Origin of the sequence: Acidovorax sp. FHTAMBA (assembly GCF_038958875.1) — a bacterium.
GTDB lineage: Bacteria > Pseudomonadota > Gammaproteobacteria > Burkholderiales > Burkholderiaceae_C > Acidovorax.
In genome coordinates, this window is the sequence record NZ_CP152407.1 from 613,540 (window position 1) to 640,274 (window position 26,735).

The 26,735-nt window shown below is 67.4% G+C and carries 27 protein-coding genes; 14 read left to right on the forward strand and 13 right to left on the reverse strand.

Annotation, left to right across the window (positions count from 1 at the left end; translation table 11 throughout):
- Nucleotides 1-114 precede the first annotated feature (114 nt).
- Both AAFF19_RS02810 and AAFF19_RS02815 read right to left on the reverse strand, forming a co-directional pair.
- Nucleotides 115-873, reverse strand: a complete 759-nt coding sequence (locus AAFF19_RS02810; protein WP_008905828.1) for a TSUP family transporter — start codon at nucleotides 871-873, stop codon at nucleotides 115-117.
- 355 nt (nucleotides 874-1,228) lie between these two features.
- On the reverse strand, nucleotides 1,229-2,905 hold the full coding sequence (locus tag AAFF19_RS02815) for a GMC family oxidoreductase N-terminal domain-containing protein (RefSeq protein WP_342721275.1): 1,677 nt from the start codon (nucleotides 2,903-2,905) through the stop codon (nucleotides 1,229-1,231).
- A gap of 259 nt (nucleotides 2,906-3,164) precedes the next feature.
- Here AAFF19_RS02815 and AAFF19_RS02820 point away from each other — a divergent pair, with 259 nt between their 5' ends.
- The 4 genes from AAFF19_RS02820 (at nucleotide 3,165) to AAFF19_RS02835 (ending at nucleotide 6,967) form a co-directional block, all read left to right on the forward strand.
- Nucleotides 3,165-4,289, forward strand: coding sequence for an ABC transporter permease (locus AAFF19_RS02820; protein WP_182120944.1), 1,125 nt, complete (start codon nucleotides 3,165-3,167; stop codon nucleotides 4,287-4,289).
- A 127-nt stretch (nucleotides 4,290-4,416) separates the two neighbouring features.
- Nucleotides 4,417-5,292, forward strand: coding sequence for an ATP-binding cassette domain-containing protein (locus AAFF19_RS02825; RefSeq protein ID WP_342721276.1), 876 nt, complete (start codon nucleotides 4,417-4,419; stop codon nucleotides 5,290-5,292).
- Nucleotides 5,292-6,257, forward strand: coding sequence for an MlaD family protein (locus tag AAFF19_RS02830; RefSeq protein WP_342721277.1), 966 nt, complete (start codon nucleotides 5,292-5,294; stop codon nucleotides 6,255-6,257). Before AAFF19_RS02825 ends, AAFF19_RS02830 begins: the two co-directional genes overlap by 1 nt.
- A gap of 23 nt (nucleotides 6,258-6,280) precedes the next feature.
- Nucleotides 6,281-6,967, forward strand: coding sequence for an ABC-type transport auxiliary lipoprotein family protein (locus tag AAFF19_RS02835; RefSeq protein WP_342721278.1), 687 nt, complete (start codon nucleotides 6,281-6,283; stop codon nucleotides 6,965-6,967).
- Here AAFF19_RS02835 and AAFF19_RS02840 read toward each other — a convergent pair.
- Entirely contained in the window at nucleotides 6,964-8,367 is a 1,404-nt protein-coding gene (locus AAFF19_RS02840) for an NAD(P)/FAD-dependent oxidoreductase (RefSeq protein WP_342721822.1), read from the reverse strand. The genes AAFF19_RS02835 and AAFF19_RS02840 overlap by 4 nt on opposite strands.
- A gap of 574 nt (nucleotides 8,368-8,941) precedes the next feature.
- Between AAFF19_RS02840 and AAFF19_RS02845 the strand changes: the two genes are divergently transcribed.
- The 4 genes from AAFF19_RS02845 (at nucleotide 8,942) to AAFF19_RS02860 (ending at nucleotide 11,762) form a co-directional block, all read left to right on the forward strand.
- On the forward strand, nucleotides 8,942-9,160 hold the full coding sequence (locus AAFF19_RS02845) for a CsbD family protein (RefSeq protein WP_182120946.1): 219 nt from the start codon (nucleotides 8,942-8,944) through the stop codon (nucleotides 9,158-9,160).
- A 111-nt stretch (nucleotides 9,161-9,271) separates the two neighbouring features.
- Nucleotides 9,272-9,853: a hypothetical protein gene (locus tag AAFF19_RS02850; protein ID WP_182120947.1), complete on the forward strand. Its 582-nt coding sequence runs from the start codon at nucleotides 9,272-9,274 to the stop codon at nucleotides 9,851-9,853.
- Between the two features lie 204 nt (nucleotides 9,854-10,057).
- On the forward strand, nucleotides 10,058-10,567 hold the full coding sequence (locus tag AAFF19_RS02855; protein ID WP_182120948.1) for a hemerythrin domain-containing protein: 510 nt from the start codon (nucleotides 10,058-10,060) through the stop codon (nucleotides 10,565-10,567).
- A 148-nt stretch (nucleotides 10,568-10,715) separates the two neighbouring features.
- Complete coding sequence (locus AAFF19_RS02860) at nucleotides 10,716-11,762, forward strand: sensor domain-containing diguanylate cyclase (RefSeq protein ID WP_182120949.1); 1,047 nt, start codon at nucleotides 10,716-10,718, stop codon at nucleotides 11,760-11,762.
- A 97-nt stretch (nucleotides 11,763-11,859) separates the two neighbouring features.
- On the opposite strand, the gene AAFF19_RS02865 is transcribed toward AAFF19_RS02860, so the two are convergent.
- The 7 genes from AAFF19_RS02865 to AAFF19_RS02895 form a co-directional block, all read right to left on the reverse strand.
- Complete coding sequence (locus AAFF19_RS02865) at nucleotides 11,860-12,186, reverse strand: hypothetical protein (protein ID WP_182120950.1); 327 nt, start codon at nucleotides 12,184-12,186, stop codon at nucleotides 11,860-11,862.
- A complete protein-coding gene (gene creD, locus AAFF19_RS02870) occupies nucleotides 12,183-13,598 on the reverse strand; it encodes a cell envelope integrity protein CreD (RefSeq protein WP_342721279.1) in 1,416 nt (471 codons plus the stop codon). Before creD ends, AAFF19_RS02865 begins: the two co-directional genes overlap by 4 nt.
- Nucleotides 13,599-13,718: 120 nt before the next feature.
- Nucleotides 13,719-15,185, reverse strand: a complete 1,467-nt coding sequence (gene creC / locus AAFF19_RS02875) for a two-component system sensor histidine kinase CreC (protein WP_342721280.1) — start codon at nucleotides 15,183-15,185, stop codon at nucleotides 13,719-13,721.
- A 78-nt stretch (nucleotides 15,186-15,263) separates the two neighbouring features.
- Nucleotides 15,264-16,292 carry an IS30 family transposase gene (locus AAFF19_RS02880; RefSeq protein WP_182121165.1) on the reverse strand — a complete coding sequence of 343 codons (1,029 nt, stop codon included), beginning with the start codon at nucleotides 16,290-16,292 and terminating at the stop codon, nucleotides 15,264-15,266.
- 67 nt (nucleotides 16,293-16,359) lie between these two features.
- Nucleotides 16,360-17,043 carry a winged helix-turn-helix domain-containing protein gene (locus AAFF19_RS02885; protein WP_342721281.1) on the reverse strand — a complete coding sequence of 228 codons (684 nt, stop codon included), beginning with the start codon at nucleotides 17,041-17,043 and terminating at the stop codon, nucleotides 16,360-16,362.
- 138 nt (nucleotides 17,044-17,181) lie between these two features.
- Nucleotides 17,182-17,817: a MarC family protein gene (locus tag AAFF19_RS02890; RefSeq protein WP_008905809.1), complete on the reverse strand. Its 636-nt coding sequence runs from the start codon at nucleotides 17,815-17,817 to the stop codon at nucleotides 17,182-17,184.
- 193 nt (nucleotides 17,818-18,010) lie between these two features.
- Nucleotides 18,011-18,757, reverse strand: coding sequence for an SDR family oxidoreductase (locus tag AAFF19_RS02895; RefSeq protein WP_008905808.1), 747 nt, complete (start codon nucleotides 18,755-18,757; stop codon nucleotides 18,011-18,013).
- Between the two features lie 112 nt (nucleotides 18,758-18,869).
- Between AAFF19_RS02895 and AAFF19_RS02900 the strand changes: the two genes are divergently transcribed.
- Nucleotides 18,870-19,559, forward strand: coding sequence for a dienelactone hydrolase family protein (locus tag AAFF19_RS02900; RefSeq protein WP_342721282.1), 690 nt, complete (start codon nucleotides 18,870-18,872; stop codon nucleotides 19,557-19,559).
- Between the two features lie 203 nt (nucleotides 19,560-19,762).
- A complete protein-coding gene (locus tag AAFF19_RS02905) occupies nucleotides 19,763-20,659 on the forward strand; it encodes an amidohydrolase (RefSeq protein ID WP_342721283.1) in 897 nt (298 codons plus the stop codon).
- A gap of 22 nt (nucleotides 20,660-20,681) precedes the next feature.
- Here the strand turns inward: AAFF19_RS02905 and AAFF19_RS02910 are convergent, their stop codons facing one another.
- From AAFF19_RS02910 to hemB, 3 genes are all read right to left on the reverse strand, one after another.
- Complete coding sequence (locus tag AAFF19_RS02910) at nucleotides 20,682-21,494, reverse strand: DUF72 domain-containing protein (RefSeq protein ID WP_342721284.1); 813 nt, start codon at nucleotides 21,492-21,494, stop codon at nucleotides 20,682-20,684.
- 64 nt (nucleotides 21,495-21,558) lie between these two features.
- On the reverse strand, nucleotides 21,559-22,704 hold the full coding sequence (locus AAFF19_RS02915; RefSeq protein WP_342721285.1) for a magnesium transporter CorA family protein: 1,146 nt from the start codon (nucleotides 22,702-22,704) through the stop codon (nucleotides 21,559-21,561).
- A 60-nt stretch (nucleotides 22,705-22,764) separates the two neighbouring features.
- Entirely contained in the window at nucleotides 22,765-23,772 is a 1,008-nt protein-coding gene (gene hemB, locus AAFF19_RS02920) for a porphobilinogen synthase (RefSeq protein WP_008905803.1), read from the reverse strand.
- A 255-nt stretch (nucleotides 23,773-24,027) separates the two neighbouring features.
- On the opposite strand from hemB, the gene AAFF19_RS02925 reads away from it, so the two are divergent.
- The 4 genes from AAFF19_RS02925 (at nucleotide 24,028) to AAFF19_RS02940 (ending at nucleotide 26,732) form a co-directional block, all read left to right on the forward strand.
- Nucleotides 24,028-24,456 carry a CopD family protein gene (locus AAFF19_RS02925; protein ID WP_342721286.1) on the forward strand — a complete coding sequence of 143 codons (429 nt, stop codon included), beginning with the start codon at nucleotides 24,028-24,030 and terminating at the stop codon, nucleotides 24,454-24,456.
- Between the two features lie 18 nt (nucleotides 24,457-24,474).
- Nucleotides 24,475-25,569 (forward strand): VanZ family protein, encoded by a 1,095-nt coding sequence (locus AAFF19_RS02930; RefSeq protein ID WP_342721287.1) that lies wholly within the window; start codon nucleotides 24,475-24,477, stop codon nucleotides 25,567-25,569.
- Between the two features lie 56 nt (nucleotides 25,570-25,625).
- Nucleotides 25,626-25,985, forward strand: a complete 360-nt coding sequence (locus AAFF19_RS02935) for a (2Fe-2S) ferredoxin domain-containing protein (protein WP_342721288.1) — start codon at nucleotides 25,626-25,628, stop codon at nucleotides 25,983-25,985.
- A gap of 96 nt (nucleotides 25,986-26,081) precedes the next feature.
- Nucleotides 26,082-26,732, forward strand: a complete 651-nt coding sequence (locus AAFF19_RS02940) for an alpha/beta fold hydrolase (protein WP_342721289.1) — start codon at nucleotides 26,082-26,084, stop codon at nucleotides 26,730-26,732.
- Nucleotides 26,733-26,735 lie beyond the last annotated feature (3 nt).

Consider the following 26,735-nt stretch of genomic DNA (forward strand, 5'->3'; position numbering starts at 1 on the left):
AGCGATGGGCCTCGTCATCAAACGGAAAAGTGCCGAAATTATAGGGCGCACGCCCGGTTGTGGGCCATGCAGGGGAACCCCGATGACGCAGGCCACCGCCCGCTGTAGGCGGCCCTACCGCAGGAATGCGTCATATCCCGTCTTCAGGATCAGTGTGCTGACCACCAGGATGAAAATCCACCGCACAAAACCCGTGCCGTGCTTGAGGGCCAGGTGCGTGCCCAGCAGGCTGCCCACCACATTGGCGATGGCCAGGGTCACGGCAAAGTGCCACCACACATGGCCCTTGGCCGCAAACAGCGCGATGGCAGCAATATTGGTGGCGCAGTTGAGCAGCTTGGCCGAGGCCGAGGCGTTCAGGAAGTCATAGCCCAGCAGCCGCACGAACAGAAACACGAAGAAGCTGCCAGTGCCCGGGCCGAAGAAGCCGTCGTAGAAGCCGATGAGCACGCCGATCAGGCAGGCCACCCCCACTTCGGCCCTGCCTGCAAAGCGGGGAGTGTGGTGCCGTCCCAACTCTTTCTTGGCCAGCGTGTAGACCAGCACCCCCAGCAGCACCAGGGGCAGCAGCTTGCGCAGGAAGTCGGCTGACATCACCGTGACGGCCCAGGCCCCTGCAAACGAGCCCGCAAAGCCTGCCGCCGCCGCAGGCAGCATGGCCGACCAGCGCACCTGCACCTTGCGGCTGTACTGCCAGGTGGCCATGGCCGTGCCCCACACCGAGGCCGCCTTGTTGGTGCCCAGCAGCGTGGCAGGCGGCGCGCCAGGGAACGCCGCAAACAGTGCGGGCACCATGACCAGCCCGCCACCGCCCACGATCGCATCGACAAAGCCCGCCAGCAGCGAGGCCAGCGTAATAAAAATCCATTCCATCGCAGGATTTTCGCAGCTTGCCCGCTATGAATTCAGGACTTGCCCGGCCCTCGTCACACGGGGGTGCAGCGTACGATGGGCAAGAAAAAGGCGCTGGGATCGCCAGCGCCTGGAAAAAACGCACCTCAAGGGGTGCTTGAAATTTGGTTATTGGTAGAAAGGATGTCTCCTCGGGCCCCTCGCTTGGCACACCGAAGCGCGCTTTCGAGTGCCGCAACTGTAGCGACTGCACCCCGCTGGTGCATTGGGGGTTTCCCGCCCCCGTTGTGCCCCGTGCCCGGGCCAGCGGGCTGAAGGCTGCGCCGTTCTGGTGCCACCCGCTGGTACCGCTTCCGGCACCCCAAAGGTGCCTGGCTTACCGCACCTGGCGCGCCTGCAGGATCCACTCCGCCGCCTTTTCCGCAATCATCAGCGTGGGCGAGTTGGTGTTGCCGCTGGTGATTGTGGGCATGGCCCCGGCGTCCACCACCCGCAGGCCCGCAATGCCGCGCACGCGCAGTTGCGAGTCCAGCACCGCCATCGGGTCATCGTCCCGCCCCATCTTCGTCGTGCCCACGGGGTGGAAGATCGTGGTGGCAATGTCGCCCGCCAGGCGCGCCAGGTCTTCGTCGCTTTCAAACTGCACGCCGGGCTTCCACTCCTGGGGCTGGTATTTGGCCAGCGCTGGCTGGGCCACGATGCGGCGCGTGACGCGCAGGCTGTCGGCGGCCACCTGGCGGTCTTCGGGGGTGCTCAGGTAGTTGGGCGCGATGGCGGGCGCGGCCCTGAAGTCGGCGCTCTTGATGTTCACCGTGCCCCGGCTGGTGGGGTTGAGATTGCACACGCTGGCCGTGAACGCCGGAAAGCTGTGCAGCGGGTCGCCGAAGGCGTCCAGCGACAGCGGCTGCACGTGGTATTCGATGTTCGGCCAGGGCTGGTCGGGGCTGCTGCGGGTGAACGCGCCGAGCTGCGACGGGGCCATGCTCATCGGCCCGGTGCGTCTGGCGGCGTATTCGAGCCCGATGCGCGCCTTGCCCCAGAGCGAGCTGGCCATGGTGTTGAGGGTGGGCACGCCGCCCACCTTGAAGACCGCGCGGATCTGCAGATGGTCCTGCAGGTTGGCGCCCACGCCGGGCAGGTCGTGCACCACGTCGATGCCGTGCTGGCGCAGCAGCGCGGCCGGGCCGATGCCGGACAGCTGCAGCAGCTGCGGCGAATTGATGGCCCCCGCGCTCAGGATGACCTCGCCCGTGGCGTGGGCCGTGACCATCTCCTTGCCGTTCCACACCAACACGCCGGTGCAGCGCTTTGTGCCGTCGGGCTGCGTGGCGACGATGAGTTTGGTTGCGTGGGAACGGGTCCACATCGTGAAGTTGGGGCGGCCGTAGCAGGTGGGGCGCAAAAACGCCTTGGCTGTGTTCCAGCGCCAGCCGCTCTTCTGGTTGACCTCGAAGTAGCCCACGCCTTCGTTGGTGCCGCGGTTGAAGTCGTCCGTGGCCGGGATGCCGGCCTGCTGCGCGGCCTGGGCAAAGGCGTCCAGCACGTCCCAGCGCAGGCGCTGTTTCTCCACGCGCCACTCGCCGGTGCTGCCGGTGGACCTGTTGCCGTGCAGGCGCTGGAAGTTTTCGTCGGCGGTGCCGGGCTGGTCCAGGCGCCAGTGGTCCTCGTGGCGGCGAAAGTACTGCAGGGCGTTGTCCCAGCGCCAGCTGGCGTCGCCCGTCAGCGCGGCCCACTGGTCGTAGTCGCGCGCCTGGCCGCGCATGTAGATCATGCCGTTGATGCTGCTGCAGCCGCCCAGCGTCTTGCCGCGCGGGTAGCGCAGGGTGCGGCCGTTCAGGCCCGCGTCGGGCTCGGTGTTGTAGAGCCAGTCGGTGCGCGGGTTGCCGATGCAGTACAGGTAGCCCACGGGGATGTGGATCCAGTGGTAGTCGTCCTTGCGGCCCGCCTCGATCAGCAGCACGCGGTGGCGGCTGTCGGCGCTCAGGCGGTTGGCGAGCAGGGCGCCGGCCGTGCCCCCGCCAATGATGATGGTGTCAAACGTGGAGTCGCTCATGGGCTGCAAGGCAAAGGTGTAACGGTGGCCCATTGTGCGGATAGCGCATGTCCTGTCGATAGGGGGCAAGGCGTTTGCTATATATTTAATAGCTGTTGGCGCTTGATGGTATTGCGTCAGACACTGATTTGATAATAATTACACGCCACGGGCCCCCGTCTGTGGTTGGCGGGCCTTTGTCTGACGGTCGGCAGCCGCCGGGCTCCGCTACCATGCACGCTCACTTTTGTTTCTGGCGGCATCTTGTGCCGCCCTGTCCATGACCGATCACGCGCCCCGCATTGTTCACACCGAGACCCCCCAGGGGCCGTGTGCGCAGCTGCGTGGGCGGTGGGGGGCGGCCGAGCTGGGCGTGGCGGCCCAGTGGGCGGCCGTGTCAGGCCAGTTGAGCAGCCATCCGGCGGCGCCCGCCCTGGGGTGGGACTTGCGCGAGCTGCAGTGGCTGGACCACGTGGGCGCGCAGCTGCTGTGGAACCACTGGCAGCACGCCTGGCCGCAGCAGCTGGCCTGCACCGAGGGTCAGCGGGCCATCCTGTCCCGCGTGGCAGAGTTCACCGCCCCGGCCCCACCGCCCGAGCCATGGCGCCTGGGCGAGCAGATCGACCACCTGGGTGTGCTGGTGCTGCACGGCGTGGACCACGGGCGCCACCTGCTCCAGATGGTGGGCCAGCTGGCGCTGGACATCGGGCGGCTGGCGCGCGCACCGCGCCGCGGGCCGTGGCGCGATGTGTCGGGCCATCTGTACCGCATGGGCGCCACGTCGCTGCCCATCACCGCGCTGGTGGGGTTCCTCATCGGCGTGGTGCTGGCCTACCTGATGAGCCTGCAGCTGCGCCAGTTTGGCGCCGAATCGTTCATCGTCAACATCCTGGGTATCTCGCTGATCCGCGAGCTGGGCCCGATGCTGGCGGCCATCCTGGTGGCGGGGCGTTCGGGCTCGTCGATCACGGCCCAGATCGGCGTGATGCGCGTGACCGAAGAGCTCGATGCCATGCGCGTCATGGGCATCCCCCACGGGTTTCGCCTGGTGATGCCACGCACCCTGGCGCTGGCCATCGCCATGCCCCTCATCAGCGTGTGGACCACGCTGGCGGCGCTGGCGGGCGGCATGCTGGCGGCCGATCTGGTGATGGACATCTCGCCCGCGTATTTTGTGCAGGCGCTGCCCGCCGCCGTGCAGGTGGGCAACCTGGGCCTGGCCATGGCCAAGTCGGTGGTGTTTGGCGCGCTGATCGCGCTCATCGGCTGCCACTGGGGGCTGCGCGTCAAGCCCAACACCCAGAGCCTGGGCGAGGGCACCACGGCATCGGTGGTGTCCTCCATCACCATGGTGATCATCGTGGACGCGGTGTTTGCGGTGGCTTTCAAGAACATTGGCATATGACCAGGAAGCCCCCCCTGAGCCGCTTCGCGTCATCCCCCCAAAGGGGGGGCGCCACCCGGAGCCTGGCAAAGCCAGCTCCACGGTGGCACTGGCATGGGGACGCGCCAGTTTCAACGGGAGCGAGGCCATGACTGAGCGCATCGCCAAGCCCGCGCACATCTTCGTCGCGCCAGACGAGCCGCCCATCGTGGACGTGCAGGGCCTGTGGACGCAGTTTGGCAAGGGCGATGAAATTTTCACCGTGCACCAGGACCTGAACTTCACGGTGCAGCGCGGCGAGATGCTGTCGCTGGTGGGCGGCTCGGGTACGGGCAAGACGGTGCTGCTGCGGCAGATCCTGGGCCTGGCCAAGCCAGCGCGCGGCAGCGTCACGGTGCTGGGGCGCCCGGCGGCCGATATGGGGCGCGAGGGCGCGGCCAGCCGCGTGGGCATGCTGTTCCAGCACGGCGCGCTGTTCTCGGCCTTCAACGTGCTCGACAACGTGGCCTTTGCGCTGCGCGAGCAGGGCACGCTGCCGGCCGAACTGGTGCGCGATGCGGCCCTGGTCAAGCTGCAGATGGTGGGCCTCAAGCCCGAGCATGCCACGCGCATGCCGGCAGACCTGTCGGGCGGCATGGTCAAGCGCGTGGCGCTGGCGCGGGCGCTGATCATGGACCCGCCGCTATTGCTGCTGGATGAACCCACGGCCGGGCTCGACCCGAGCAGCGCGGACGACTTTTGCGCCCTGCTGCGCGAGTTGCGCGCATCGCTGGGCCTGACCGTGATCATGGTCACGCACGACCTGGATACGCTGTTTGCGCTCTCCACCCGCGTGGCCGTGCTGGCCGACAAGAAGGTCATCGTCACCGGCCCGCCGCACGAGGTGGCGCGTTTCAAGCACCCGTTCATCGAGCACTTTTTTCTGGGTGAACGTGGCCAGCGTGCCATGGCCCCGTTGCAATCCGTGGAGCAGGCCGTGGCACCACCCGCCGCCCTGCCCATGCCCGACAAGGAAGGCACCTGATGGAAAACAAATCCCACGCCCTGGCCGCAGGCATCTTTGTGCTGGTGGTGGCCGCGCTGCTGGCCGGTCTGGCCGTCTGGCTCACGCGCGACAACGCCAACTACGAGCAGTACGAGCTGTCCACCAAGGACGGCGTGACCGGCCTGCAGCCCCAGGCCGCCGTGCGCTACAAGGGCGTCTCGGTGGGCAAGGTGACGCGCATCGGTTTTGACCCCCAGGTCGAAGGCAATGTGCTGATCCGCATTGCGGTGAACGAGCAGGCGCCCATCGGCCCCGAGACCTTTGCCGTGCTGGGCTACCAGGGCGTCACCGGGCTGGCGCATGTGCAGCTCGATGACGCCGAGCAGCCCTACCCCGAACTGCCGCCCGGCCCCAGCGGCCTGCCGCGCCTGCCGCTCAAGCCCTCGCCGTTTGGCCAGCTGGCCGAGCAGGGCCCCGCCATCCTCACGCAGGTGGAAGAAGCCACGCGCCGCATCAACCAGGTGCTGGGCGACGGCAACCAGCAAAAGCTGACCGAGGCACTGACCCAGATCGGGCAGGCCGCAGGCAGCGTCAGCGCCCTGAGCCAGCGGCTGGATGCCACCGTGGCGCAGCGGCTGGACCCGGCGCTGGCGGCGCTCCCGCCCCTGGCCAGTGAAGCCCGCAAGACCCTGCTGACGGTGCAGCAGGCCGGCAACAGCGTGTCGGCCCTCGCGGCCGATGTCAGCAAGACCACCCAGCGCCTGGGCGCCGAGGGCGGCCCCATCGACCAGATCACCGTCGGCACGCAGGCGCTGGCCCGCGCGGCCGACCAATTCGGCACCACCACACTGCCGCGACTGAACCGCGCGGCCGACGACACCTCGCGCGCCGCCCGCCAGCTCAGCCGCACAGCGGGCGGGGTGTCTGACAACCCGCAGCTGTTCATCTACGGCTCCGGCCGCATCCCGCCCGGCCCCGGCGAGCCGGGCTTTGCTGCACCGTGAGGAATGTTGTGATGCAAAATACTATGAAAAACATAGCTGTTCGCGCTTATCCATCAAGCGCCAGAGCCACTTTTGGTTCAATTTTTGTGGTGCTGGCACTGGTGCTGGCAGGCTGCTCGGCGCTGCCCAGCCCGCCCTCGCGGCCCGTGCAGTACGACCTGGGCCCGAGCCCCGTGGCCGATGCGCCCGCCGAGCGCCTGGCCCCGCTGCCACCCCTGGCGCTGGCCGACCTGGACGCCCCCGGCCTGCCCGACGGCAGCAACGCCGTGCTCTACCGCCTGGCCCATGCCCAGGCGCAGCAGCTGCGCCCCTACAGCCTGGCGCGCTGGAGCCAGCCGCCTGCGCAGCTGGTGCAGCAGCGCCTGCGCGAACAGCTGGGCCAGCGGCGCGCCATCCTCAAGGCCGAAGACGCGGCCGCCCAGGCCCGCGATGCCGCACAGGGCGGGCGCTTGCCCACGTTGCTCAGGGTGGAGCTGGAGGAGTTCAGCCACATCTTCTCCAGCGCCACTGAAAGTGCCGGGGTGGTGCGCCTGCGCGCCACGCTGTTCGATGTGACGCGGGCCGGCGAGTCGCTGCGCGGGCATCAGGTGTTCACCGTGCGTGCAGCCGCACGCAGCGCCGATGCCGCCGGTGGCGTGGCGGCGCTGGCCGATGCGTCGAACCAGGCCGCGCTGCAGGTGGCGCAATGGGTGGAGCAGCTCGGGCGTTAGTCCCGTGCTTCGGCCTTGAACGGGCTGCCGTGCGGAGCGCCCGGCTGCGCCGCCCTGCCAACCGGCTCGACGATTCCCGTCACCACGCGCGCATAGCGCGCAAAGCTCCAGTACGCCCAGGCCCAGTCCATCAGCACCACCAGACGGTTGCGAAAGCCGATCAGGAAGTACACGTGCGCAAACAGCCAGAAAAGCCAGGCGAAATAGCCCGAGAACCGCACCGGCCCCGCGGGTGATGTGAGGTCCACCACGGCCGAATTGCGCCCGATGGTGGCCAGGTTGCCATAGTCGCGGTAGCGGAACGGCTCGGTGGGCTGGCCCGCCAGGCGGCGCAGGATGTTGGCGGCCGCAGCGCGCCCCATCTGCTTGGCAGCGGGCGATACACCGGGGACGGGCGTGGGCGCTTGCCCGGGCGCGTGGCTGTGCGCGGCGGCCAGGTCGCCGATGACGCTGATCTCGGGGTGGCCGGGCAGCGTCAGGTCCGGCGCCACCAGCACGCGGCCCGCCCGGTCGGTGGTGCACCCGGTGGCAGCGCCCAGCTGGCGGCCCAGCGCCGAGGCGGCTACACCGGCAGCCCAGACCATGCATTTGCTTTTAATTTGATAGCTGCTGGCGCTTGATGGGATTGCGCTGGAAGGCGATTCGACCAAAAGTCCATCGCCGTCAATGGCCGTGACGCGGGCGTTCAGGCGCACCTCCACGCCCAGCTTTTCGAGCTGCTCCCGGGCGCGTTCGCTCAGCGTCTCGGGCATGGCCTGCAGCACGCGTGCCCCGCCTTCGAGCAGGATGATGCGGGCAGCGGCCGGGTCGATGTGGCGAAACTCGCCGGGCAGCGTGTGCCGGGCGATCTCGGCCAGCGTGCCGGCCATCTCCACGCCGGTGGGCCCGCCACCCACCACCACAAAGTTGAGCCAGTCGGCGCGGCGGGCCGGGTCGGGCTCTTTCTCGGCCGCCTCGAAGGCCAGCAGGATGCGGCGGCGGATCTCGAACGCGTCGTCCAGCGTCTTGAGGCCCGGTGCGTGCGGCGCCCAGTCATCCCGGCCAAAGTAGCTGTGCGTGGCGCCCGCCGCCACGATGAGGTGGTCGTAGGGCAGGTGCAGCCCGTCCTGGAGATGCACGGCGCGGGCTGCCACGTCGATGTGCGCGACCTCGCCCAGCAAGGTGGTGGCATTGGGTTGGCCGCGAAACAGATGGCGGATGGGCGCTGCAATCGCGGGGGCCGACAGGCCCGCCGTCGCCACCTGGTAAAGCAGTGGCTGAAACAGATGGTGGTTCGTCCTGTCCACCAGGGTGACGTCCATCGCCGCGCCGCGCAGCGCCCGGGCGGCCTCCAGCCCGCCAAAGCCACAGCCAATGATGACGACGCGCGGACGCCTGGAGGGGTTCGAAGAACTGGTCATGCCGCCATTATTGAAGAGCTCCCCGCCCCGCATGGCGCTGGGGCCGCATACATTGCTCTTCACGCCATGGATGGCCACGGCCTCGTTGGTGCCGATCTGGTACTGCAGGGCCGAGTCGCCCGAGAGGAACACCGCGTTGCCGGAGACAGCGATGCAGATGAACAGCGAGTTGCCGTGGGACGAGAGTGCCAGGTCGCCCGTGTTGCCGTTCCAAATCGCCGCGGTAGAGCCCTCGGGCAATGACGATTGCCACACCGCTACTGGTCGTTGTGCGAGAACATCTGGGGTGCAACCGGTTGGTGAGCCGGACACTGCGAGGGAAGTGCAACACTTTGTACTGGTTTGCGTGGCGCTGCAGCCACCAAAGCACGTGTGCACAAGGGGCGTGCGCTGATGCGCTACAGCGCCGGGGGGTGGAATCCGTCAATGCCGTAGGCCTGTGCTGACGCGTGCTGCGTGGCCCGGACTACGGGGGGCGCGAGGATTCATTTCTACAGTTCATTCCATCGCATCCAGCAAATGTTCCACGCATTCCGAGTGGATGGCGGACGCGAAATTTTTCGAGGATGACACCATGAATGAAGACACCGTGAAGGGCAACTGGAAGCAGTTCAAAGGCAAGATGATCGAACAGTGGGGCAAGCTGACCAACGATGACTTTGATGTCATCGATGGCAAGCGCGAGCAGTTCCTGGGCAAGCTGCAGGAACGCCAGGGCCTGGCCCGCGATGCGGCGGAAAAGCAGCTCAAGGACTGGCAGGACCGCCACCCCGACTTCCGCTTCAACGACTGACAGCCAACGCGCTGCGAGGGTGCGGCGCCAAGCCGCCATGGCAAGCCGCCGCACCCAAAGAACTCCAGTTATTGCTACCAAGACCTGACAACCAGATTTGAGGAGAAAACCATGAAATTCGCACGCACCCTGATTGCTTCCGTCGCTGCCGGCCTGCTGGCCACCTCGGCTTTTGCCATGACCAAGGAAGAGCACAAGACCGCCAAGGACACCATCGAAGCTACCTACAAGGCCGACAAGGACAAATGTGATGCCCTGACGGCCAACGCCAAGGACATCTGCCAGAAGGAGGCCAAGGGCAAGGAAAAGGTGGCCAAGGCCGAGCTCGAAGCCCAGTACAAGCCTAGCGCCAAGAACACCCAGAAAGTCGCCGAAGCACGCGCTGATGCTGCCTACGACGTCGCCAAGGAAAAGTGCGACGACCTGAAGGGCAATGAGAAGGACGTGTGCGAGAAGGACGCCAAGGCCGCCCAGGTGAAGGCCAAGGAGGACGCCAAGGTCGCCGCAGTGCAGGCCAAGCCCGCTGACAGCGCCGCCGAAAAGAACGCCGCTGTTGCTGAAGCCCGCAAGGATGCCAACGCTGAAAAGAATGACGCCAACTACAAGGCTGCCAAGGAGCGTTGCGACGCAATGTCCGGCGATGCCAAATCCAAGTGCGTGGACGACATGAAGCGCATGTACAACAAGAGCTGATCACGCTTCGGCGTGGTAGTGCCTGGGGTGCCTGGGTAAGCCTCGCCATGCCGTGACTCCTCCAAACCCCGCCTTGTGCGGGGTTTTTTGCTGGGGCGGTGGTCGCCGCCTGCCACTTGACGCCCCGCTGACATGCGTCAACACCCGCTGTCGCCCAGCGGCCTAAGCTCGCACCCTTTTTATCTCCGCTGCAAAGGGATTCCCATGGCACAACTCGCTTGGTCGGACGCGCTGGCCCTGAACCTTCCACTGATGGACGACACCCACCGCGAGTTTGTTGAACTCCTGGCGGCGGTGGACGCGGCAGACGATGCCCAGCTGCAGGACGCCTGGCAGTTGCTGGTGGAACACACCCACCATCATTTTGCGCAGGAAGACGCGTGGATGGCGTCTACCCGGTTTGCGTCTGGCAACTGCCACAGCCTGCAGCACCAGGTGGTGCTTCAGGTCATGCGTGAAGGCGCGGCACGCGCTGCCCAGGGCGATCAGAAAGTCTTGCGGGTGATGGCCAGCGAACTGGCCCTGTGGTTTCCGCAGCACGCGCAGAGCATGGACGCAGCATTGGCACTGCACCTGCGCCGCGTGGGGTTCGATCCAGTCTCGGGGGTTGTGCATGCGCCGCACGCCCTGCCGGGCGAACTGATCCAGGGCTGCGGCGGATCGACCTGCTCCGATGTGCAGGAGGAGCCCCGGCCGAGCCCGGCCATGGCCTGAAAGCCCACCGCCGCCGCCTCTCCTGCCGTTGCGCCACGGTCGGCGGTCGTGGCACAGCAGCACCGTGGTTGTACCCGTGCAGTGCTGGCGTAGCTATGGCATGCTGCCAGGTCTCTAGGCAGCGTGGACGGCATTGCCGCTTGGCTCCATGGCAGAAACCGGTTTTCAATGGGTTCCGAACGACGAATCCGCGCGTCTGCAGGCGTTGCAGCGCTACGGCATTCTCGACACGCCGATGGAGCCCGCCTACGACGATCTGGCCCGCATCGCCGCGCACATCTGCCAGGCTCCGGTGGCGCTGATCAGCCTGCTCGACAGCCACCGCCAGTGGTTCAAGGCCTCGGTCGGGCTGGCGGTGGAGGAAACCCCGCTCGACCAGTCGGTGTGCCGGTATGCCGTGCGCCAGCCTGGCGTGTTCATCGTTCCCGATCTGGCGCAGGATGCGCGGTTTGCCCACTTTCACATCGTGACCCAGGAGAACCCGCTGCGGTTCTACGCCGGCGCTCCGCTGGTCACGCCCGATGGGTTTGCACTGGGCACCCTGTGCGTGCTCGACCACCAGCCGCGCGCGCTTTCGCCGCAGTCAGAGGACATGCTGGGCGCTTTGGCGCGGCAGGTGATCCGACTGCTGGAGCTCAAGCGCGCCAACGATCTCCAGGGCCAGATGCTGGCCGATCTGGAAGAGGCACGCCACCAGATGTCGGTGCTGGCCCATACGGACGTGCTCACGGGCCTGGCCAATCGCCGCTCGTTCACCGAACGCCTGCGGCAGGAGCTGGCGCTGCTGCAGCGCGACTGCGAACCCGCCTGCCTGCTCATGATGGACATCGACCACTTCAAGCAGGTCAACGACCTCTACGGCCACCATGTGGGCGACCGGGCGCTGCAGCTTTTTGCGGCACTGTGCCGCGAGGTTTTCCGCGCGGGTGATGTGGTGAGCCGCTGGGGAGGGGAGGAGTTTCTGGCCATGCTGCCCGCCACGCGTGTCGAGCAGGCCCAGGCCGTGGCGCAGCGGGTGCACGCGGCACTGGCCGAACGCGCCCTGCCGGGTGTGGAGCCACCGCGGGTGATGACGGTGAGCATGGGGCTGTCGAACTTCGACCCGCTGCTCCCGCTGGACCAGACCCTGCGCGCGCTGGACGACGCGCTCTACACCGCCAAACGCGACGGCCGCAACCGCACGGTGGTGGTGTAGGCGGGCTGCCACCTTTTAGCGATGCTTCTTTTTTGATAGCTGTTGGCGCTTGACTGGTAAGCGCTGAGGCCACTTTTTGCATTGAATCGGCAAAGTTTCAGTGCCCCGGGCCGCGTGGCAGCACCAGGGCGGCCATGCACCAGCACAGCTCCCGCAGCGCCCGGCGCAGGGCGGGCGAATCCGGTGCGGTGGCGGGGCGGCATTCATTGCGCGGGCAGAACGCCGCCTCCAGCACCTGCTGCTTGGCGCAGCCCAGTGCCACCCGGTCGCGGGCCCGCAGGGCGGCCAGCAGCTGGTCGCGGTGGCGCTGCACACGCGCCGCCTCGGTAGGCGTGAGGCCGGGCGGGGGTGTTGTGGTGAGGCCCGCACTGTTGTGGGCCAGGTGCGCGGCCCAGGGCGTGCGCGTGGTGGTCTGCGGGCTCATGCGGCAACCGCCTGCGCCGTGGCGGCGCGTGGGCTCTTCGACAGCCCATACCAGTTCACCTTGCGCGTCAGCACCATCACGGCGGCCAGCACCAGGAACAGCGCAATCGAGCCCACCACCAGCGCCGTCTGTTCCAGCTGCAGCAGCACGTACAGCAGGCCATACAGCACCGCGATGCCCGCCCCCAGCGGCACCCCGCGCCTGAGCCCGCCCAGCATGTGGCTGGCGTAATAGGCCAGCAGCAGCACGCAGGCGCTGGCGGCCACGGCGTACGAGATGCCGAACGGCAGGTGCTCCGACAGGCTCACCAGCAGCAGGAAGAAGCTGCACAGGGCGCTGCCCACCAGCAGGTACTGCACGGGGTGCACGCGCAGCTTCTGCATCAGCTCGAACAGGCCCACGGCCACAAAGGTGAGGGCGATGAAAAGCACGCCGTATTTGGTGGCCCGGTCGCTCAGGGTGTAGGGGTTCACGGGGTCTACAAACGCCACGCTGAAGCTGTCGGCGCAGTCGCGTGGCGTGGTACCTCCAGGGGCATATTCGCCCTGGGTGCTGGCATCGTCGTACCCCCCAGCGCAGATACGGCTGCCGTTCGCGATGTCTGCCTGCGCTGTGGTGGCCAGCGACGACAGGTGCCACCGCGCGGAAAAACCTTCGGGGCTGACCTCGCGCTCGGAGGGCAGAAACCGCCCGGCAAACGACGGGTGGGGCCAGCTGCTGGTCATCAGCACCTCGGTGTTGCCGCCCAGCGGCACGATGGACAGCCGCTCGGTGCCCACCAGCTCCAGGTCGAGGGTGGCAGTCAGGCCATCGGCCTTGCCGCGCACCGACTCTGGCAACGCTGCATGCAGGCCGCGGCTGTACGTGGGGTGAAACGTGCCGGGCTTCAGCGGCAGGGCCTGATCGCCCAGCACAAGCTGCGCCGTGCGAATGCCCCGGGCGTCGCCCACGGCCATCATCAAGAGGGGTGCGCCGCAGTGCATGCGCGAATTTTTCAGGGTGCTGCGGGGCAGCAGGCTGGCCAGGGAACCCCACTGCGCCGTGATGTGCGACTTGAGCTTGTAGGTGTTGACCTTGTGCAGGCCGCGCGCCCGTTCTTCCATCGCGGCGCCGGTGGTCAGCCTGAGCTGCTCGGGCATGGCGGTCAGGATGAACTCGCGGCGTTTTTCAACCATGCGGCGCTCATCGCCCTTGCCGACTTCCTCATCCCAGCTTTCCACGCAGGCGCTGTGGATCATGGGGCCCATCAGGGTCTGCGGCCCGGCCAGGCTGTCGGCCACGCTCTGCGCGGTGAGGCTGCGGTAGCGCTGCCGGTCCCGCACCACGTCTTCGACCAGCCCCAGGCCAAAGAGCAGCAACACGGTGATGGCAGCCAGCGCGGCCAGCTTGGTGAACAGGGGGTGTTTGAGCAAGAGATCCTCCACAGGTGATGTTGTGGAGGCAGTGTGGTGGCGCGTTGTGAGGGCGCCATGAAGTTTGTGAGGCCAGTGTGAAGTGGCTGGCACCGTGCTGGGCGAGCAGGCGTTGCGCCTTCAGGGGTGGGAAAACTCCAGGCCCACCCGCAAGCCCGGAGCCGTGTTGCGCACCACCATCTGCCCCCCATGCAGCGCCATCACCCGCCGGACGATGGCCAGCCCCAGGCCCGACCCGCTGCGCTCGCCGCCCGGCCGGGCTGTGGTGAAAAAGCGTTCGCCCAGGCGCGGCAGCGCGTAGTCGGGCACGCCGGGGCCGCTGTCCTGCACGGCCACGGTGCTGCCCGCCAGTTCCACCCGCACCGTGCTGCCTGCGGGCGCAAAGTCGATCGCGTTGTCCAGCAGGTTGGTCAGCGCCAGCGTCACCAGCTCGGCCTCCCACGGGCCGCTGGTGCCGTGCCCTTCCAGCACCAGGCTGATGCCGCGCTGCCCCGCACGGGCGCGGGTCTGGGCCACGGCGGCCTCGGCGCAGTCGTGCAGCGCCACGGGCACGCGGCCTTCGGCGTGCTGGCGCTGCTCCAGCTTGGACAGCTCCAGCAGCCGGTCGATGATGCGCTGCAGGCGCTCGCTTTGCTGTACCACCTGGGTTGCAAACCCGGCGCGGTCGGCGGCGGGCAGCTCGTCCTGCAGCAGCTCGCCCGCGCCCCGGATGGCGGCCACGGGGCTTTTGAGTTCGTGCGTGAGGGCGCGCACATAGCCCTCGATGTAGTCGCGCCCCTCCAGCCGCGCGCGCATGCGGTCCATGGCGCGGGCCAGGTCGCCCAGCTCGCCGGGCACCTCGGGCACGGCCAGGGCGGTGGTGGGTGGTGTACCGGGGTCGTGGTGCTCGCCATCCGCCGGGCCCTGCACGCTCAAGGCATAGTCGCGCAGGCGGCGCACGTTCCACACCATCCACAGCGTCACCGCCACGCCCACGGCGGCCGAGAGCGCCAGCAGCAACAGCCCGCCCATGAACACCTTGCGCTCGGCACGGTCGATGAAGCGCTGCACGGTGCGGGTGGGTTTGGCCACCGTCAGCACGCCTGCAATCTGTTCTTTCACGTAGATGGGCGCCGCCACATGCATCACGCCGCTGGTGTCGTCGCCTTCCACCTCGCGCGTGGAGCGCGCGCCGTACTCGCCGCGCAGCGTGCGCGCCACGTCGCGCCACTGCGAGTAGTCGGCGCCGATGGCGCGGTTCTCCGAGTCGAACAACACACGCCCCGTGGTGTCGGTCACATAGATGCGGTAGTCCAGTGACTGCTTGGAGAATCCCCAGATCGCTGCATCGATGGGCCGCGTGGCGTAGCGGCGCACATGCTGCGCAAACGGACTGGTGCTGCTGTTGTCAGCCCCCGCGGCCAACCGCCCGGCGGCCAGGTCTTCGCTGGCCAGCTCGGCCAGGATGTTGGCCGTGTCCACCATCATGTCCTCCATCACCTCGCGCACGCTGGGCTTGATCTCGGCCATGAAAACGCGCAGCACAAAAAACGCGGCGATGCCGTTGATAAGGAAGAAGGCAAACAGCAGGCGGATGCCGAGGCGCATGGTGCGTTACTTCAAAAACAATAGCTGCCAGCGCTTTTCAGATGGGGGCGGTTTCAAGTCCAAGTGCAACATTAAAAGTTAATGGACTGAATCGGGCTGTTGTGCCAAGCGAGCCAAATGCTCGGCATACACCTCAATAGGCTTGCTCCAGCCCAAAGTCATCCTGGGGCGGCCATTGAGTTCATCGGCCACCGCATCAAGCTGCTCCTGGGTGTAGCCACTGAGATCCGTGCCTTTGGGGAAGTACTGACGCAGCAATCCATTGGTGTTCTCGTTGGAGCCTCTCTGCCAGGGGCTGTAGGGATCGCAGAAGTACACCTTCATACCGGTGTTGCGCGTGAGCTGCTGGTGCTCTGCCATCTCCCGGCCCCTGTCGTACGTCAGGCTCTGACGCATGGGCTGGGCAATGGAGTTGAGCTTGTCACTGAAGGCCTGCAGGACATGCGCTGCGGTAGCCGGGTTGGGGTGCGGCAGCTTGACCAGTACCACAAGGCGTGTGGTGCGCTCGACCAGCGTGCCAATGGCACTCGCATTGCCTTTACCCTTGATGAGGTCTCCCTCCCAGTGCCCGGGCAACTGGCGATCTTCAATCTCAGGCGGGCGCACATGGATGCTCAGCAGATCGGTGATTTGTCCACGCCGGTCCTCGCCTTTGGAGCGGGGCCAGCGCTTGGCGCGGGCCATGCGCAGACAGGACACCAACTCCTTTTTGAGCTCTCCCCGAGGCTGGGCATAGATGCAGGTGTAGATGCTCTCGTGTGACACTTGATTGCGCTTGTTGTCGGGGTGCAGTTTCTTTAACTGTCCAGCGATTTGCTGGGGAGACCAGTGCTGGCGCAAGTAGTCGCCAACGATCTTGAACAAAGGTCCATCACGGTGAAGTTTGGGCTGGGGGCGGGCAAAGCACCTGCGCTTGTCACTGCGTTGCTGGGCGAACTTGGAGTTGTAGCCCTTGCCGCCCGCATTGCGTTGGCACTCTCGGCTGATGGTGCTTTTGCTTCGCCCCAAGGCTCGGGCTATGGCGCTGAGACTTTGCTTTTGCTGCAGTCCAAGGGCGATCGCATGGCGTTCGCTCTGGCTCAACTGCTGGTAATTCTTCTTTGACATCTTGGCCTCAATTCTCGGTGTTGCACTTCAGAATTGAGGCCGCCAAGCGCCAGCAGCCAATTTGGCTTCAGATGTCCAGGCAGTAACCCATGCCCCGGTGCGTGCTGATGTATTCGCGCGCAGGGTCCAGCTCGCGCAGCTTGGCGCGCAGGGTCTTGATGTGGGTGTCCACCGTGCGGTCGGTGCTTTCGCTGTCGTCGCCCCAGGCAGCGGCCAGCAGGGCGTCGCGTGAGTGGATGCGGCCTGCGCCACGCAGGAGGTGGGACAGCAGGTGGTATTCGCGCCGGGTCAGCGGCAGGGCCTGGCCGCGCAGGCTGATGCGCTGCCCGGCCTCGTCGTCGTGAAAGAGCGGGGTGGCGGGCGTGGCCGCGTGGCCGTTGCCCGCCCGCCGCAGCAGCGCCTTCACGCGTGCCGCCAGCTCGCGCGGGCTGAAGGGTTTGGTCAGGTAGTCATCGGCGCCCAGCTCCAGGCCCAGCACGCGGTCGATCTCTTCGCCGTGGGCGCTGAGCATCAGCACGGGCAGCGCAGCGGTGGGCGCAGCATTGCGCACATCGCGCAGCAGATCCAGCCCGCTGCCATCGGGCAGGCCCACGTCCAGCACCAGCAGGTCAAAACGTGTGCTTTGCAGTTGCTGGCGCGCGTCGTGTACCAGCAGGCTGTGCGTCACGGCCAGGCCGTCGCGCTGCAGCGCGTAGGCCACTGTGCGGGCGATGGCGGGGTCGTCTTCGAGCAGAAGGAGTTTGGCGGACATGCCTCAATCATCCCCGGTGCTGCGCACTCCGCGCAGACCACGCCACTGGCGCGGCGCAGGCAAGGGCCGCCGCGCAGTGAGGGCGTCGTCCCCCCTCGGGGGGATGGCGCCGCAGGCGACTCAGGGGGTGGCTCATTTTCAGCGCGCGATCAGGATGGGGAACAGCTTGCCCAGCCCATCCGCCATCACCTCTACCGCCAGCGCGGCCAGGATCAGGCCCATGAGCCGGGTCATCACGTTGATGCCGGTCTTGCCCAGCACGCGCGCAATCGGGTCGGCCAGGGCAAAACACACGGCGGTGGCCAGCGCGATGACCACGCCGTAGCCCACCAGCGCCAGCGTCTGCCACACGCCCTGTGCGCGGTCAGCGTAGATCACCACGGTGGACATGCTGGCCGGGCCGGTGAGCAGCGGGATGGTGAGCGGCACCACGGCAATGCTGCTGCCTGCGGCGGCTTTCTCTGCCCCTTCTTCAAACTCGTTGGTGCTGGGCTTGGCCTCGGCGGGCTGGGCGTTGAGCATGTTCATCGCGCTGATGAGCAGCAGCATGCCGCCGCCCACCTGAAAGCTTTGCAGCGAGATGTTGAAAAAATCCAGGATCTGCAGGCCCAGCAGCGCACAGGCCGCAATCACACAGAACACGCTGAAGCTGGCCACCTGGATGGTGCGTCGCCGCTGAGGGTACGAAAACCCCTGCGTGTAGTGGATGAAAAACGGCACGATGGCCAGCGGGTTCACGATGGCCAGCAGGGTGATGAGAGGTTTGAGATCCATATCAGTTTTCCGTTGTGCAGCTTGTCGCCCACAGATTTTCAACTTGGCGCTGTCGAAGCCAGTGCCCCGCGCAAGGGCCGCCGAAGCCGCGTATGCGGCGCTTTGCTTGTGTGCGCTGGGGGCGTCCCCCTCCCGCTTTGCGTAGCGAAGCGAGAGAGGGGGAAGGCGCGAAGCGACTCAGGGGGTGTCTCATCTACCTGCCTCCAGAGACTTCGAGGAACGACATGGTGGTGTAGGGCGACGCATCCGACATCAGCCACACGATGGCCTCGGCCACCTCTTCAGCCGTGCCGCCGCGCTGCATCGGCACCTGGTGGGCCAGGTCGCGCACGCGGTCGGGCAGGCCGCCGCTGGCGTGGATGTCGGTCTCGATCAGGCCCGGGCGCACGGCGTTCACGCGGATGCCTTCGGCGGCCACCTCGCGCGCCAGGCCCATGGTGAAGGTGTCGATGGCGCCCTTGGCCGCTGCGTAGTCCACATACTGGTGGGCCGCGCCCAGCCGCGCGGCGGCGCTGGAGACGTTGACGATGGTGCCACCCTGGCCGCCATGTTTTGTGCTCATGCGGCGCACGGCCTCGCGGGCGCAGACAAAGCTGCCGATCACGTTGACATCGAACATGCGGCGCAGGCGCGCCACGCTCATTGCGTCCACCCGCTGGGTGGTGTCCACCACGCCCGCGTTGTTCACCAGGGCGGTGATGCGCCCGAGTTGTGTATCCACGGTGGCAAACATGGCCAGCACCTGGGCCTCGTCGGCCACATCGGCCTGCACGGCCAGCGCGGTGCCGCCAGCGGTGCGGATCTGCTGCACCACGGCATCGGCAGCGGCCTCGTTGCCCTGGTAGTTCACGGCCACCGCCCAGCCCTGGCGCGCGGCCAGTTGGGCGGTGGCGGCGCCAATGCCTCGGCTGGCGCCGGTGATTAACACGATCTTGTCCATGAAAGCGTGGTCTCCTGCAAGAATGGCGCATTGGAACAGGTTCTTTGCGCTGCGCGGCGGTCGGGTGCGCGGCGCAACGCATCGTTGGCTTTTAACTCAAGGAGATTGCAGCATGGGACAGTTTGTCGATCTGACGTCCGGTGACGGATTTGTGTTTCCGGCCTGGGTGGCGCGGCCGGATGTCGCCCCCCGTGGCGCGGTGGTCGTGCTGCAGGAGATCTTCGGGGTCAATTCGCACATCCGTGCGATCGCCGACCGCTTTGCCGCCCGCGGCTACCTGGCGGTGGCGCCCTCGACCTTCCACCGGGTGAAACCGGGGGTCGAACTGGGCTATACCGCTGACGACATGCAGGCGGGCATGGGCCTGAAGGCTGCGGTGGAGGCGCTGCCCGCGCCGGGCGTGATGCCCGACATCCAGGCCGCCATCGACCACGCCGCAGAGCAAAGCGGCCGCAAGGTGGGCATTGTGGGATTCTGCTGGGGCGGCCTGCTGACCTGGCGCGCGGCCTGCGAACTGCAGGGGCTGTCGGCTGCCGTGCCCTACTACGGCGGCGGCGTGACCACCCCCGAAGAAATCGCCCGCCAGCCCCGCGTGCCCGTGCTGGCGCATTTTGGCGAGCGTGACCACTGGATCCCGCTCGACGGCGTGCAGGCGTTTTCGCGCGCCCACCCCGGGGTGGAAGTGCACGTCTATGCGGCTGACCACGGCTTCAACTGCGACCAGCGCGGCAGCTACGACGAGACCGCTGCCATGGCGGCGCGGGACCGCACGCTGGCCTTCTTCCACAAACATCTGGCTTGATGGCTCCCCCTGAGTCGCCTACGGCGCCTTCCCCCTGCGGGGGACGCCCCCAGTGCGGCGGGGCGGCCCTTGCACGGGGGCAATGGCGTGGATGTGCCCCGTGGAGGCTTCAGGGGAGTGCGATGGATTGATCGTGTCGGGAGGTTGCCATGGCGGGACTGACGTGCGTGCGGGGTTTTATGTCTTTTAGGCTTTCAGCGCTTATGCAGCAAGCGCTGGCAGCTATTATTTTGATAGTTATGGCCGGTGCGGCGGCGCCGGTGCGTGCCGCCGACTACGCTGGCCCGCTGTTCGACGCCCACCTGCACTACAACGAGGAGGCGTGGGATGGCAAAGCGGGCCCGCATCCGCCTGCGGATGTGCTGGCGCGCATGAAGGCCAGCGGGGTGCGCGCCATCGTGGCCAATTCGCGGCCCAATACCGGCTCGCTCACCCTGGCGGGCCTGCGCGAGACGCGCGAGGCGGGTGTCACCGTGGTGCCCTTTGTGCGGCTGTACCGCAACCGGGCCGACTACACCGGCTGGTTTGCCGACGAAACGATTTACGACATGGTGCTGGCCGAACTGGCGCGCGGCACGGGCGCGGGCCCTTACCGCGGCATTGGCGAATTCCACCTGTACGACAGTGCCAACGCCAACGGCCCGGTGGCGAAAAAGCTGATGGCGCTGGCCGAGCAGCGCGATCTGGTGGTGCTGGCGCATGTGGACGATGCGGCGATCGATCTGCTGATGGCCCACACGCCCTCCAAGGGGCAGAAGGTGCGACTGATCTGGGCGCATACCGGCATCGGCGGCGCGCCGGTGGAGCGGGTGGATGCGCTGCTGGCGCGCTACCCCGGCCTGGTGGGCGAGCTCTCGTACCGCCCGGGCCTGGTGTGCGACGACAACCAGCTGTGCCCCGCCTGGCGCGCGCTGCTGCTCAAGTACCCCACGCGGTTTGTGATCGGATCGGACACCTGGGTCAACCAGCGCTGGCAGTATTACGAGAGCCTGATGCAGGGCTACCGCCAGTGGCTGGGCGGCCTGCCCGCCGACGTGGCGCGCAAGGTGGCGTGGGACAACGGGGCCGGGCTGTTCGGCACACCAGCGCCGGCGCGCTGATTGCTATTCGCTGATCGTTGGGTCAGAGGCTGCGCAGCCGCGCCTGCAGGTCCAGCGCGTTCTCGGTAGCGGCTCCGCTGGCCGTGTTGTCGAAGATGCACCACACGCTGGCGGCCTCTAGCGGGGACTCCTGCGTGGCCGCTTTCAGGCGCGTGGCCAGCGCATCGATCAGGCCCGCGTCATAGGCCGAGTAGTAGGTGCGCGGCGAGCCGTGCAGCCGGCAGTACACCAGAGCGGGCCACCCGCCCGGTGCGCGCCCGGCATCGTGCAGCACCGGGTCGGCCAGCACGCGTGCGGCCTGCCAGTGCGCCAGCAGCGCGTCGGCCTCGGGGGTGAACCAGCTCGCATGGCGCGGCTCCACGGCCAGGCCGACACCGCCCGGCAGCAGGCGCCGCAGGCTCGCAAAGAAGATGTTGGCCACTGGCGCATCCAGCACCAGGCTGGGCGGCAGCTGCACCAGCAGGCAGCCCAGGCGGTCGCCCAGGCCGATGGCTTGCTCCAAGAATGTCTGCAGCAGGGCGGTGGAGTCCTTGAGCCGCGCGTCGTGCGTGATGCTGCGCGGCAGCTTGACGCAAAACCGGAACCCTGCTGGCGTGGCCGCAGCCCAGCGCGCGTAGGTGCTGCGCGGGTGCGGCCGGTAGAACGAGGAGTTGATCTCCGTCGCCGGGAGCTGCTGCGCATAGCGCGTGAGGTGCGGGAGCGCGGGGTCGGCCGCAAAGCGATACTGGCTGGCGCGCGGCAGGCTCCAGCCGGCGGTGCCGATGAACAGCGGGGCTCCCGCATCGGAAGAGGCGGGGTGAAAGGTGGCTGAAGGTTCGGCGGCGGGTGGGCGCATCAATGCACTCCGTGGTGTGTGCAGATGCGATGCTGCCCCCGGCGGTGCGGGGCAGGGGTAGGAATTACCGCCGGGTTCGTGAGAGGTATTGCTTGCGCCAGAACAGCGCCACCAGCCCCAGTGCGATGAACGCCATCGCGCCCAGCGCCCACCAGAAGCCGTCGGCCTTGTGGATCAGCGGCAGGAACTCGAAGTTCATGCCGAAGATGCCCGCAATCAGGTTCAGCGGCAGGAACACGGCAGTGAGCGCGGTGAGCGTGCGCATGATGTCGTTGGTGCGGTTGCTCTGCACGCTGAAGTGCATCTGCACGGCGGTTTCGGTGCTTTGCTCAAGCCGCCGCACGTGGTGCACCACGCGCTCGATGTGCTCGAGCACGTCGCGGCTGCGCACCTTGAGCAGGTCCAGCTCGCGCAGGCCGGTGGGCGTCTCGGGCAGGGGCCAGGTTTCCAGCGCGTCGATCCAGTCCTGCACGGCGGTGCGCTGGTCTTCGCAGATCTCGTCGAGCATGTGCAGCGACAGGCGTGCTTCGAGCAGCGAAGTCCAGTTCACGTAGCGCGCACGGGGTTTGAGCAGCTCGTTTTGCCAGTGGTCGAGCTGGCGCGTGAGCTCGCGGCGCAGGTCCAGGTAGCCATCGACCATCTGGTTGACCACGCGCAGCATCAGGTCGGCCGGGCTGGTGGGCACGCGGGCGCCAGGCATGGGGCTGCTGCGCCCTTCGCTGGTGCTGGCGGGCAGCGAGGCCAGCAGGCGGGCCGCGTAGGCGTCGCGCACCGCGCAGTCGGCCGGGTGCACGGTCAGCAGCAGCTGGTCGAACACCGCAAAACCCACCGGGCTGGTGTCGATGCGCCGCAGCACGGGCGGGCCCGAGCGTTTGGGCGGGCTGCTGCCGGTGGGTGCAGCCGGTGCGTCCGGGGGCCGGGGCGGCTCGGCGGCGTCGCCATTCAGGGTGGCCAGGCGGCGGAACACCAGCAGGTCGTACTGCGAGGTGTAGTCGTAGTGCGAGGGCAGCTGGGCGTTGAGCAGGTCGGACACGTGCAGGTCCACCAGCTGCAGCCCCACCAGGGTCTGCAGGCTGGCCTGGATCTCGGCCAGCCGCGCCTGGAAGGCCGGGCGCGCGCAGGCGATCCAGACAAAGCCCTGCGTGGGCATCTGCGTGGGCAGCGCGGCCAGCTCGTGCACGCCGCCGCTGTGGATGTGGAAGATGCGCATGCAACCCCGGTTTTGAATAAAAAGTGCCTCCAGCGCTTGCCCATCAAGCGCTAGTAGCTCTTATTTTCGGAGCAATCGTGCCACGTCGCGTGCGAAGTAGGTCAGCACGCCATCGGCGCCGGCGCGCTTGAAGGCCAGCAGGCTTTCCATCATCACGGCGTCGTGGTCCAGCCAGCCATTGGCGGCGGCGGCCTTGATCATGGCGTACTCGCCGCTCACCTGGTAGGCGAAGGTAGGCACCTTGAACTCGTCCTTCACGCGGCGCACGATGTCCAGGTAGGGCATGCCGGGCTTGACCATCACCATGTCGGCGCCTTCGGCGATGTCGATGGCCACCTCGCGCAGGGCCTCGTCGCTGTTGCCGGGGTCCATCTGGTAGACGTTCTTGTCGGCCTTGCCCAGGGCGCCGCGGGTGCCCACCGCATCGCGGAAGGGGCCGTAGAAGGCGCTGGCGTACTTGGCGCTGTAGGCCATGATGCGCGTGTGGATGTGGCCCTGCACCTCCAGCGCCTCGCGGATGGCGCCAATGCGGCCGTCCATCATGTCGCTGGGGGCGACGATGTCCACGCCCGCCTCGGCATGCGTGAGCGCCTGGCCGGTGAGGATCTCCACCGTCTCGTCGTTGATGATGTAGCCGGTGTCGTCCAGCACGCCGTCCTGGCCGTGGCTGGTGTAGGGGTCCAGCGCCACGTCGGTCATCACGCCAAGCTGCGGGAATTCCTTCTTGAGGGCGCGCACCACGCGCGGGATCAGGCCGTCGGGGTTCAGGGCCTCCTTGCCGTCGGGCGTCTTGAGCGAGGGGTCAATCGCCGGGAACAGCGCCAGCACCGGGATACCCAGGCGCGCGCAGTCTTCGGCCACGGGCAGCAGCAGGTCCAGGCTCAGGCGGTCCACGCCGGGCATGGAAGTCACGGCTTCGCTGCGGTTCGTGCCCTCGTGCACGAACACGGGGTAGATCAGGTCGTCGGCGGTGACCACGTTTTCGCGCACCAGGCGGCGGGTGAAGGCATCGCGGCGCAGGCGGCGCGGGCGGTTCTGGGGGAAGGGGGCGGGGCTTTGGAGATGCATGCCGAAGATTATCCCCTTGTGCCGCCGTGCGGCGTACCCCGGCGGGCGCACGCGTCAGCGCCCGGAAATGTCCCTTGTACCCGCCCAGCCCCGGTGCTAAATTGGCGCCGGGCAGCTTGCTGCCCCCCGCTTTTCCTCCCTGAGCGGGGGCCTGGATTGCAGCGATGCACAACAGGCTTTAAGGGCCCGGCGCAATTGCCGGGCTTTTTTTTGGAATCGCCGAAACGCCCCCGCATGCGCACTTAAACTGCCCGCATGCTCTGGGTCAAAGCCTTTCACATCGTCTTCGTGGCCAGCTGGTTTGCCGGCCTGTTCTATCTGCCGCGCATCTTCGTCAATCTGGCGATGGTGGCGCCCGGCTCGGCCGCCGAGCGCGACCGCCTGCTGCTGATGGCGCGCAAGCTGCTGCGCTTTACCACCTTGCTGGCCGTGCCCGCGCTGGCCCTGGGCCTGTGGCTGTGGCTGGGTTACGGCATTGGCCGTGGCGCGGGCAATGGCTGGATGCACGCCAAGCTGGCGGTGGTGGTGCTGGTGATCGGGTACCACCACGCCTGCAGCGTGGTGCTGCGCAAGCTGGCCGACGGCACCAGCCGCAGGAGCCATGTGTGGTTCCGCTGGTTCAACGAAGTGCCCGTGCTGCTGCTGTTGGTGGCGGTGGTGCTGGTGGTCGTCAAGCCCTTCTGACGCAGCCGCACACGGCGCATGCACAAGACCTCCGCCTGGCCCCTGGCGCTGATCTACACGGCGCTGATCGTCTTTGCCAGCCTGTTCCCGTTTGACGGCTGGCGCGCCCAGGGGATCAACCCGCTGGTGTTTTTGCTGGCACCGCTGCCGCCACCGTACTGGACGGGTTTTGACGTCACCACCAACATGGTGGGGTATGCGCCGCTCGGGTTTTTGCTGGTGCTGGCCATGCTGCGCTCGGGCTGGACGCGGGGCGTGGTGCCGCTGGCCACGCTGGCGGGCGTGCTGCTGTCGCTGGCCATGGAGTTCCTGCAGATTTACCTGCCCCGCCGTGTGCCCTCCAACCTGGACCTGCTGCTCAACGCTGCGGGCGCGCTGGCGGGCGGGTTGAGTGCGGCGTTGCTGGAGCGCCTGGGCGCCATCGACCGGTGGAGCGATTTCAAGGGCCGCTGGTTTGTGGCCGACGCGAGCGGTGCCATCGTGCTGCTGGCGTTGTGGCCGGTGGCGCTGCTGTTTCCGGCGGCTGTGCCGTTCGGACTGGGGCAGGTGCTGGAGCGGCTGGAGGCGGCGTTGACCGAGTTGCTGGCCGACACACCGTTTCTGGCCTGGCTGCCGGTGCGCGAGGCGGCGCTCGACCCGCTGTCACCCACTGCAGAGCTGCTGTGCGTCACCCTGGGCCTGCTGGCGCCGTGCCTGCTGGGCTACTGCGTGATCCGGTCGGCGGGGCGGCGGGCCCTGTTTGCGCTGGCGGTGGTGGCGGTGGGGGTCACGCTCACGGCGTTGTCGGCGGCCTTGAGCTGGGGGCCCGTGCACGCCTGGGAATGGATGGGCCAGCCGGCACGCGTCGGCATGTGGGGCGCCATGGCGCTGGCGGCGCTGTTGCTTGGGCTGCCGCGGCGCGCGTGCGCGGCCTTGCTGCTGCTCACGCTGGCCTGGCACCTGGCCTTGCTCAACCAGGCGCCCACCAGCGCGTACTTTGCCCAGACGCTGCAGATCTGGGAGCAGGGCCGGTTCATCCGCTTTTACGGGCTGGGCCAGTGGCTGGGATGGCTGTGGCCCTACGCTGCGCTGCTGTATGTGCTGCTGCGCGTGTCGCGCCGCGAAAGGCACTGAACCCGGGCGGGTTGCATCGGCAGGGGCCACGCTCCCCGAAAAACTAAAATGCCCGGATGAGCGACACCACATCCGCACCGGCCGCAGTGCCCGGCTACTACCAGCGCCACATTTTTTTCTGCCTGAACGAGCGCACCAACGGTGAAGACAGCTGTGCCCACCACAACGCCCAGGCGGGTTTCGACCGCTGCAAGGCGCAGGTCAAGGCCGCAGGCCTGGCGGGCGCTGGCAAGGTGCGGGTGAACAAGGCGGGCTGCCTGGACCGCTGCGCAGCGGGACCGGTGGCCGTGGTCTACCCCGAGGGCACCTGGTACACCTATGTGGATGCCGCCGACATCGACGAGATTGTCGAATCGCACCTCAAGAACGGCCAGGTGGTGGAGCGCCTGGTCACGCCAGCGGAACTTGGCCGCTGAACGCGCCTCCATCCTCCGTTCCGCAAATTTTTGGTGTTTTTGGCCGTTGGCGCTTATCCATCAAGCGCGAGCAGCTATTGATTTGGTAGTAAACCCGTGAATGCACAGACCGAACGCCTGACCCTGTCCGGCCCCGCAGGCGCCATCGAGGCGGTGCGTGACGCCCCCCTGCTGGCCGATGGCGCGGCCCCCCGGGGGGTGGCGGTCATTGCCCATCCCCACCCGCTGTTTGGCGGCACGCTGGACAACAAGGTGGTGCAGACGCTGGCGCGTGCGTTTGTGCAGTGCGGCTGGACGGCTGTGCGCTTCAATTTCCGGGGTGTCGGCGGTACCGAAGGCGTGCACGACGACGGCCAGGGCGAGTTGCAGGACATGCTGGCCGTGGTGGAGCAGGTGGCGCCCGCGGCCCAGGGGCAGCGCATTGCACTGGCGGGTTTCTCGTTTGGCGCATTTGTCACCAGCCATGCGCTGGCAGCCCTCTGGCCGGAAGGGCGTGTGGACCAGGCGGTGCTCATCGGCACTGCGGCCAGCCGGTTCACCGTGGCGCCCGTGCCGCCGGACGCCCACCTGCGAACGCTGGTGGTGCACGGCGAGCACGACGACACGGTGCCCCTGGCAGCGGTGATGGACTGGGCCCGCCCCCAGATACTGCCTGTCACAGTCATCCCCGCAGGCGGTCATTTCTTTCACGGACAATTGCCGCTTCTGAAAAATCTGGTGGTCCGCCACCTCCAATCGGGCGCCTGAGCG

What these genes read in the sequence shown, in the direction of transcription:
- creC (WP_342721280.1), bottom strand. Translation starts at nt 15,185, where the DNA reads ATGCGCCTCGGCATCCGCCTGCTGTTTGCCTTCTTCCTTATCAACGGC.
- AAFF19_RS02850 (WP_182120947.1), top strand. Translation starts at nt 9,272, where the DNA reads ATGAAATTCGCACGCACCCTGATTGCTTCCGTCGCTGCCGGCCTGCTG.
- AAFF19_RS02840 (WP_342721822.1), bottom strand. Translation starts at nt 8,367, where the DNA reads ATGACCAGTTCTTCGAACCCCTCCAGGCGTCCGCGCGTCGTCATCATT.
- AAFF19_RS02935 (WP_342721288.1), top strand. Translation starts at nt 25,626, where the DNA reads ATGAGCGACACCACATCCGCACCGGCCGCAGTGCCCGGCTACTACCAG.
- AAFF19_RS02930 (WP_342721287.1), top strand. Translation starts at nt 24,475, where the DNA reads ATGCACAAGACCTCCGCCTGGCCCCTGGCGCTGATCTACACGGCGCTG.
- AAFF19_RS02910 (WP_342721284.1), bottom strand. Translation starts at nt 21,494, where the DNA reads ATGCGCCCACCCGCCGCCGAACCTTCAGCCACCTTTCACCCCGCCTCT.
- AAFF19_RS02900 (WP_342721282.1), top strand. Translation starts at nt 18,870, where the DNA reads ATGGGACAGTTTGTCGATCTGACGTCCGGTGACGGATTTGTGTTTCCG.
- AAFF19_RS02865 (WP_182120950.1), bottom strand. Translation starts at nt 12,186, where the DNA reads ATGAGCCCGCAGACCACCACGCGCACGCCCTGGGCCGCGCACCTGGCC.
- AAFF19_RS02815 (WP_342721275.1), bottom strand. Translation starts at nt 2,905, where the DNA reads ATGAGCGACTCCACGTTTGACACCATCATCATTGGCGGGGGCACGGCC.
- AAFF19_RS02835 (WP_342721278.1), top strand. Translation starts at nt 6,281, where the DNA reads ATGAAAAACATAGCTGTTCGCGCTTATCCATCAAGCGCCAGAGCCACT.
- AAFF19_RS02880 (WP_182121165.1), bottom strand. Translation starts at nt 16,292, where the DNA reads ATGTCAAAGAAGAATTACCAGCAGTTGAGCCAGAGCGAACGCCATGCG.
- AAFF19_RS02820 (WP_182120944.1), top strand. Translation starts at nt 3,165, where the DNA reads ATGACCGATCACGCGCCCCGCATTGTTCACACCGAGACCCCCCAGGGG.
- AAFF19_RS02845 (WP_182120946.1), top strand. Translation starts at nt 8,942, where the DNA reads ATGAATGAAGACACCGTGAAGGGCAACTGGAAGCAGTTCAAAGGCAAG.
- AAFF19_RS02855 (WP_182120948.1), top strand. Translation starts at nt 10,058, where the DNA reads ATGGCACAACTCGCTTGGTCGGACGCGCTGGCCCTGAACCTTCCACTG.
- AAFF19_RS02915 (WP_342721285.1), bottom strand. Translation starts at nt 22,704, where the DNA reads ATGCGCATCTTCCACATCCACAGCGGCGGCGTGCACGAGCTGGCCGCG.
- AAFF19_RS02890 (WP_008905809.1), bottom strand. Translation starts at nt 17,817, where the DNA reads ATGGATCTCAAACCTCTCATCACCCTGCTGGCCATCGTGAACCCGCTG.
- AAFF19_RS02860 (WP_182120949.1), top strand. Translation starts at nt 10,716, where the DNA reads ATGGCAGAAACCGGTTTTCAATGGGTTCCGAACGACGAATCCGCGCGT.
- AAFF19_RS02810 (WP_008905828.1), bottom strand. Translation starts at nt 873, where the DNA reads ATGGAATGGATTTTTATTACGCTGGCCTCGCTGCTGGCGGGCTTTGTC.
- hemB (WP_008905803.1), bottom strand. Translation starts at nt 23,772, where the DNA reads ATGCATCTCCAAAGCCCCGCCCCCTTCCCCCAGAACCGCCCGCGCCGC.
- AAFF19_RS02925 (WP_342721286.1), top strand. Translation starts at nt 24,028, where the DNA reads ATGCTCTGGGTCAAAGCCTTTCACATCGTCTTCGTGGCCAGCTGGTTT.
- AAFF19_RS02885 (WP_342721281.1), bottom strand. Translation starts at nt 17,043, where the DNA reads ATGTCCGCCAAACTCCTTCTGCTCGAAGACGACCCCGCCATCGCCCGC.
- AAFF19_RS02825 (WP_342721276.1), top strand. Translation starts at nt 4,417, where the DNA reads ATGACTGAGCGCATCGCCAAGCCCGCGCACATCTTCGTCGCGCCAGAC.
- AAFF19_RS02895 (WP_008905808.1), bottom strand. Translation starts at nt 18,757, where the DNA reads ATGGACAAGATCGTGTTAATCACCGGCGCCAGCCGAGGCATTGGCGCC.
- AAFF19_RS02905 (WP_342721283.1), top strand. Translation starts at nt 19,763, where the DNA reads ATGCAGCAAGCGCTGGCAGCTATTATTTTGATAGTTATGGCCGGTGCG.
- AAFF19_RS02830 (WP_342721277.1), top strand. Translation starts at nt 5,292, where the DNA reads ATGGAAAACAAATCCCACGCCCTGGCCGCAGGCATCTTTGTGCTGGTG.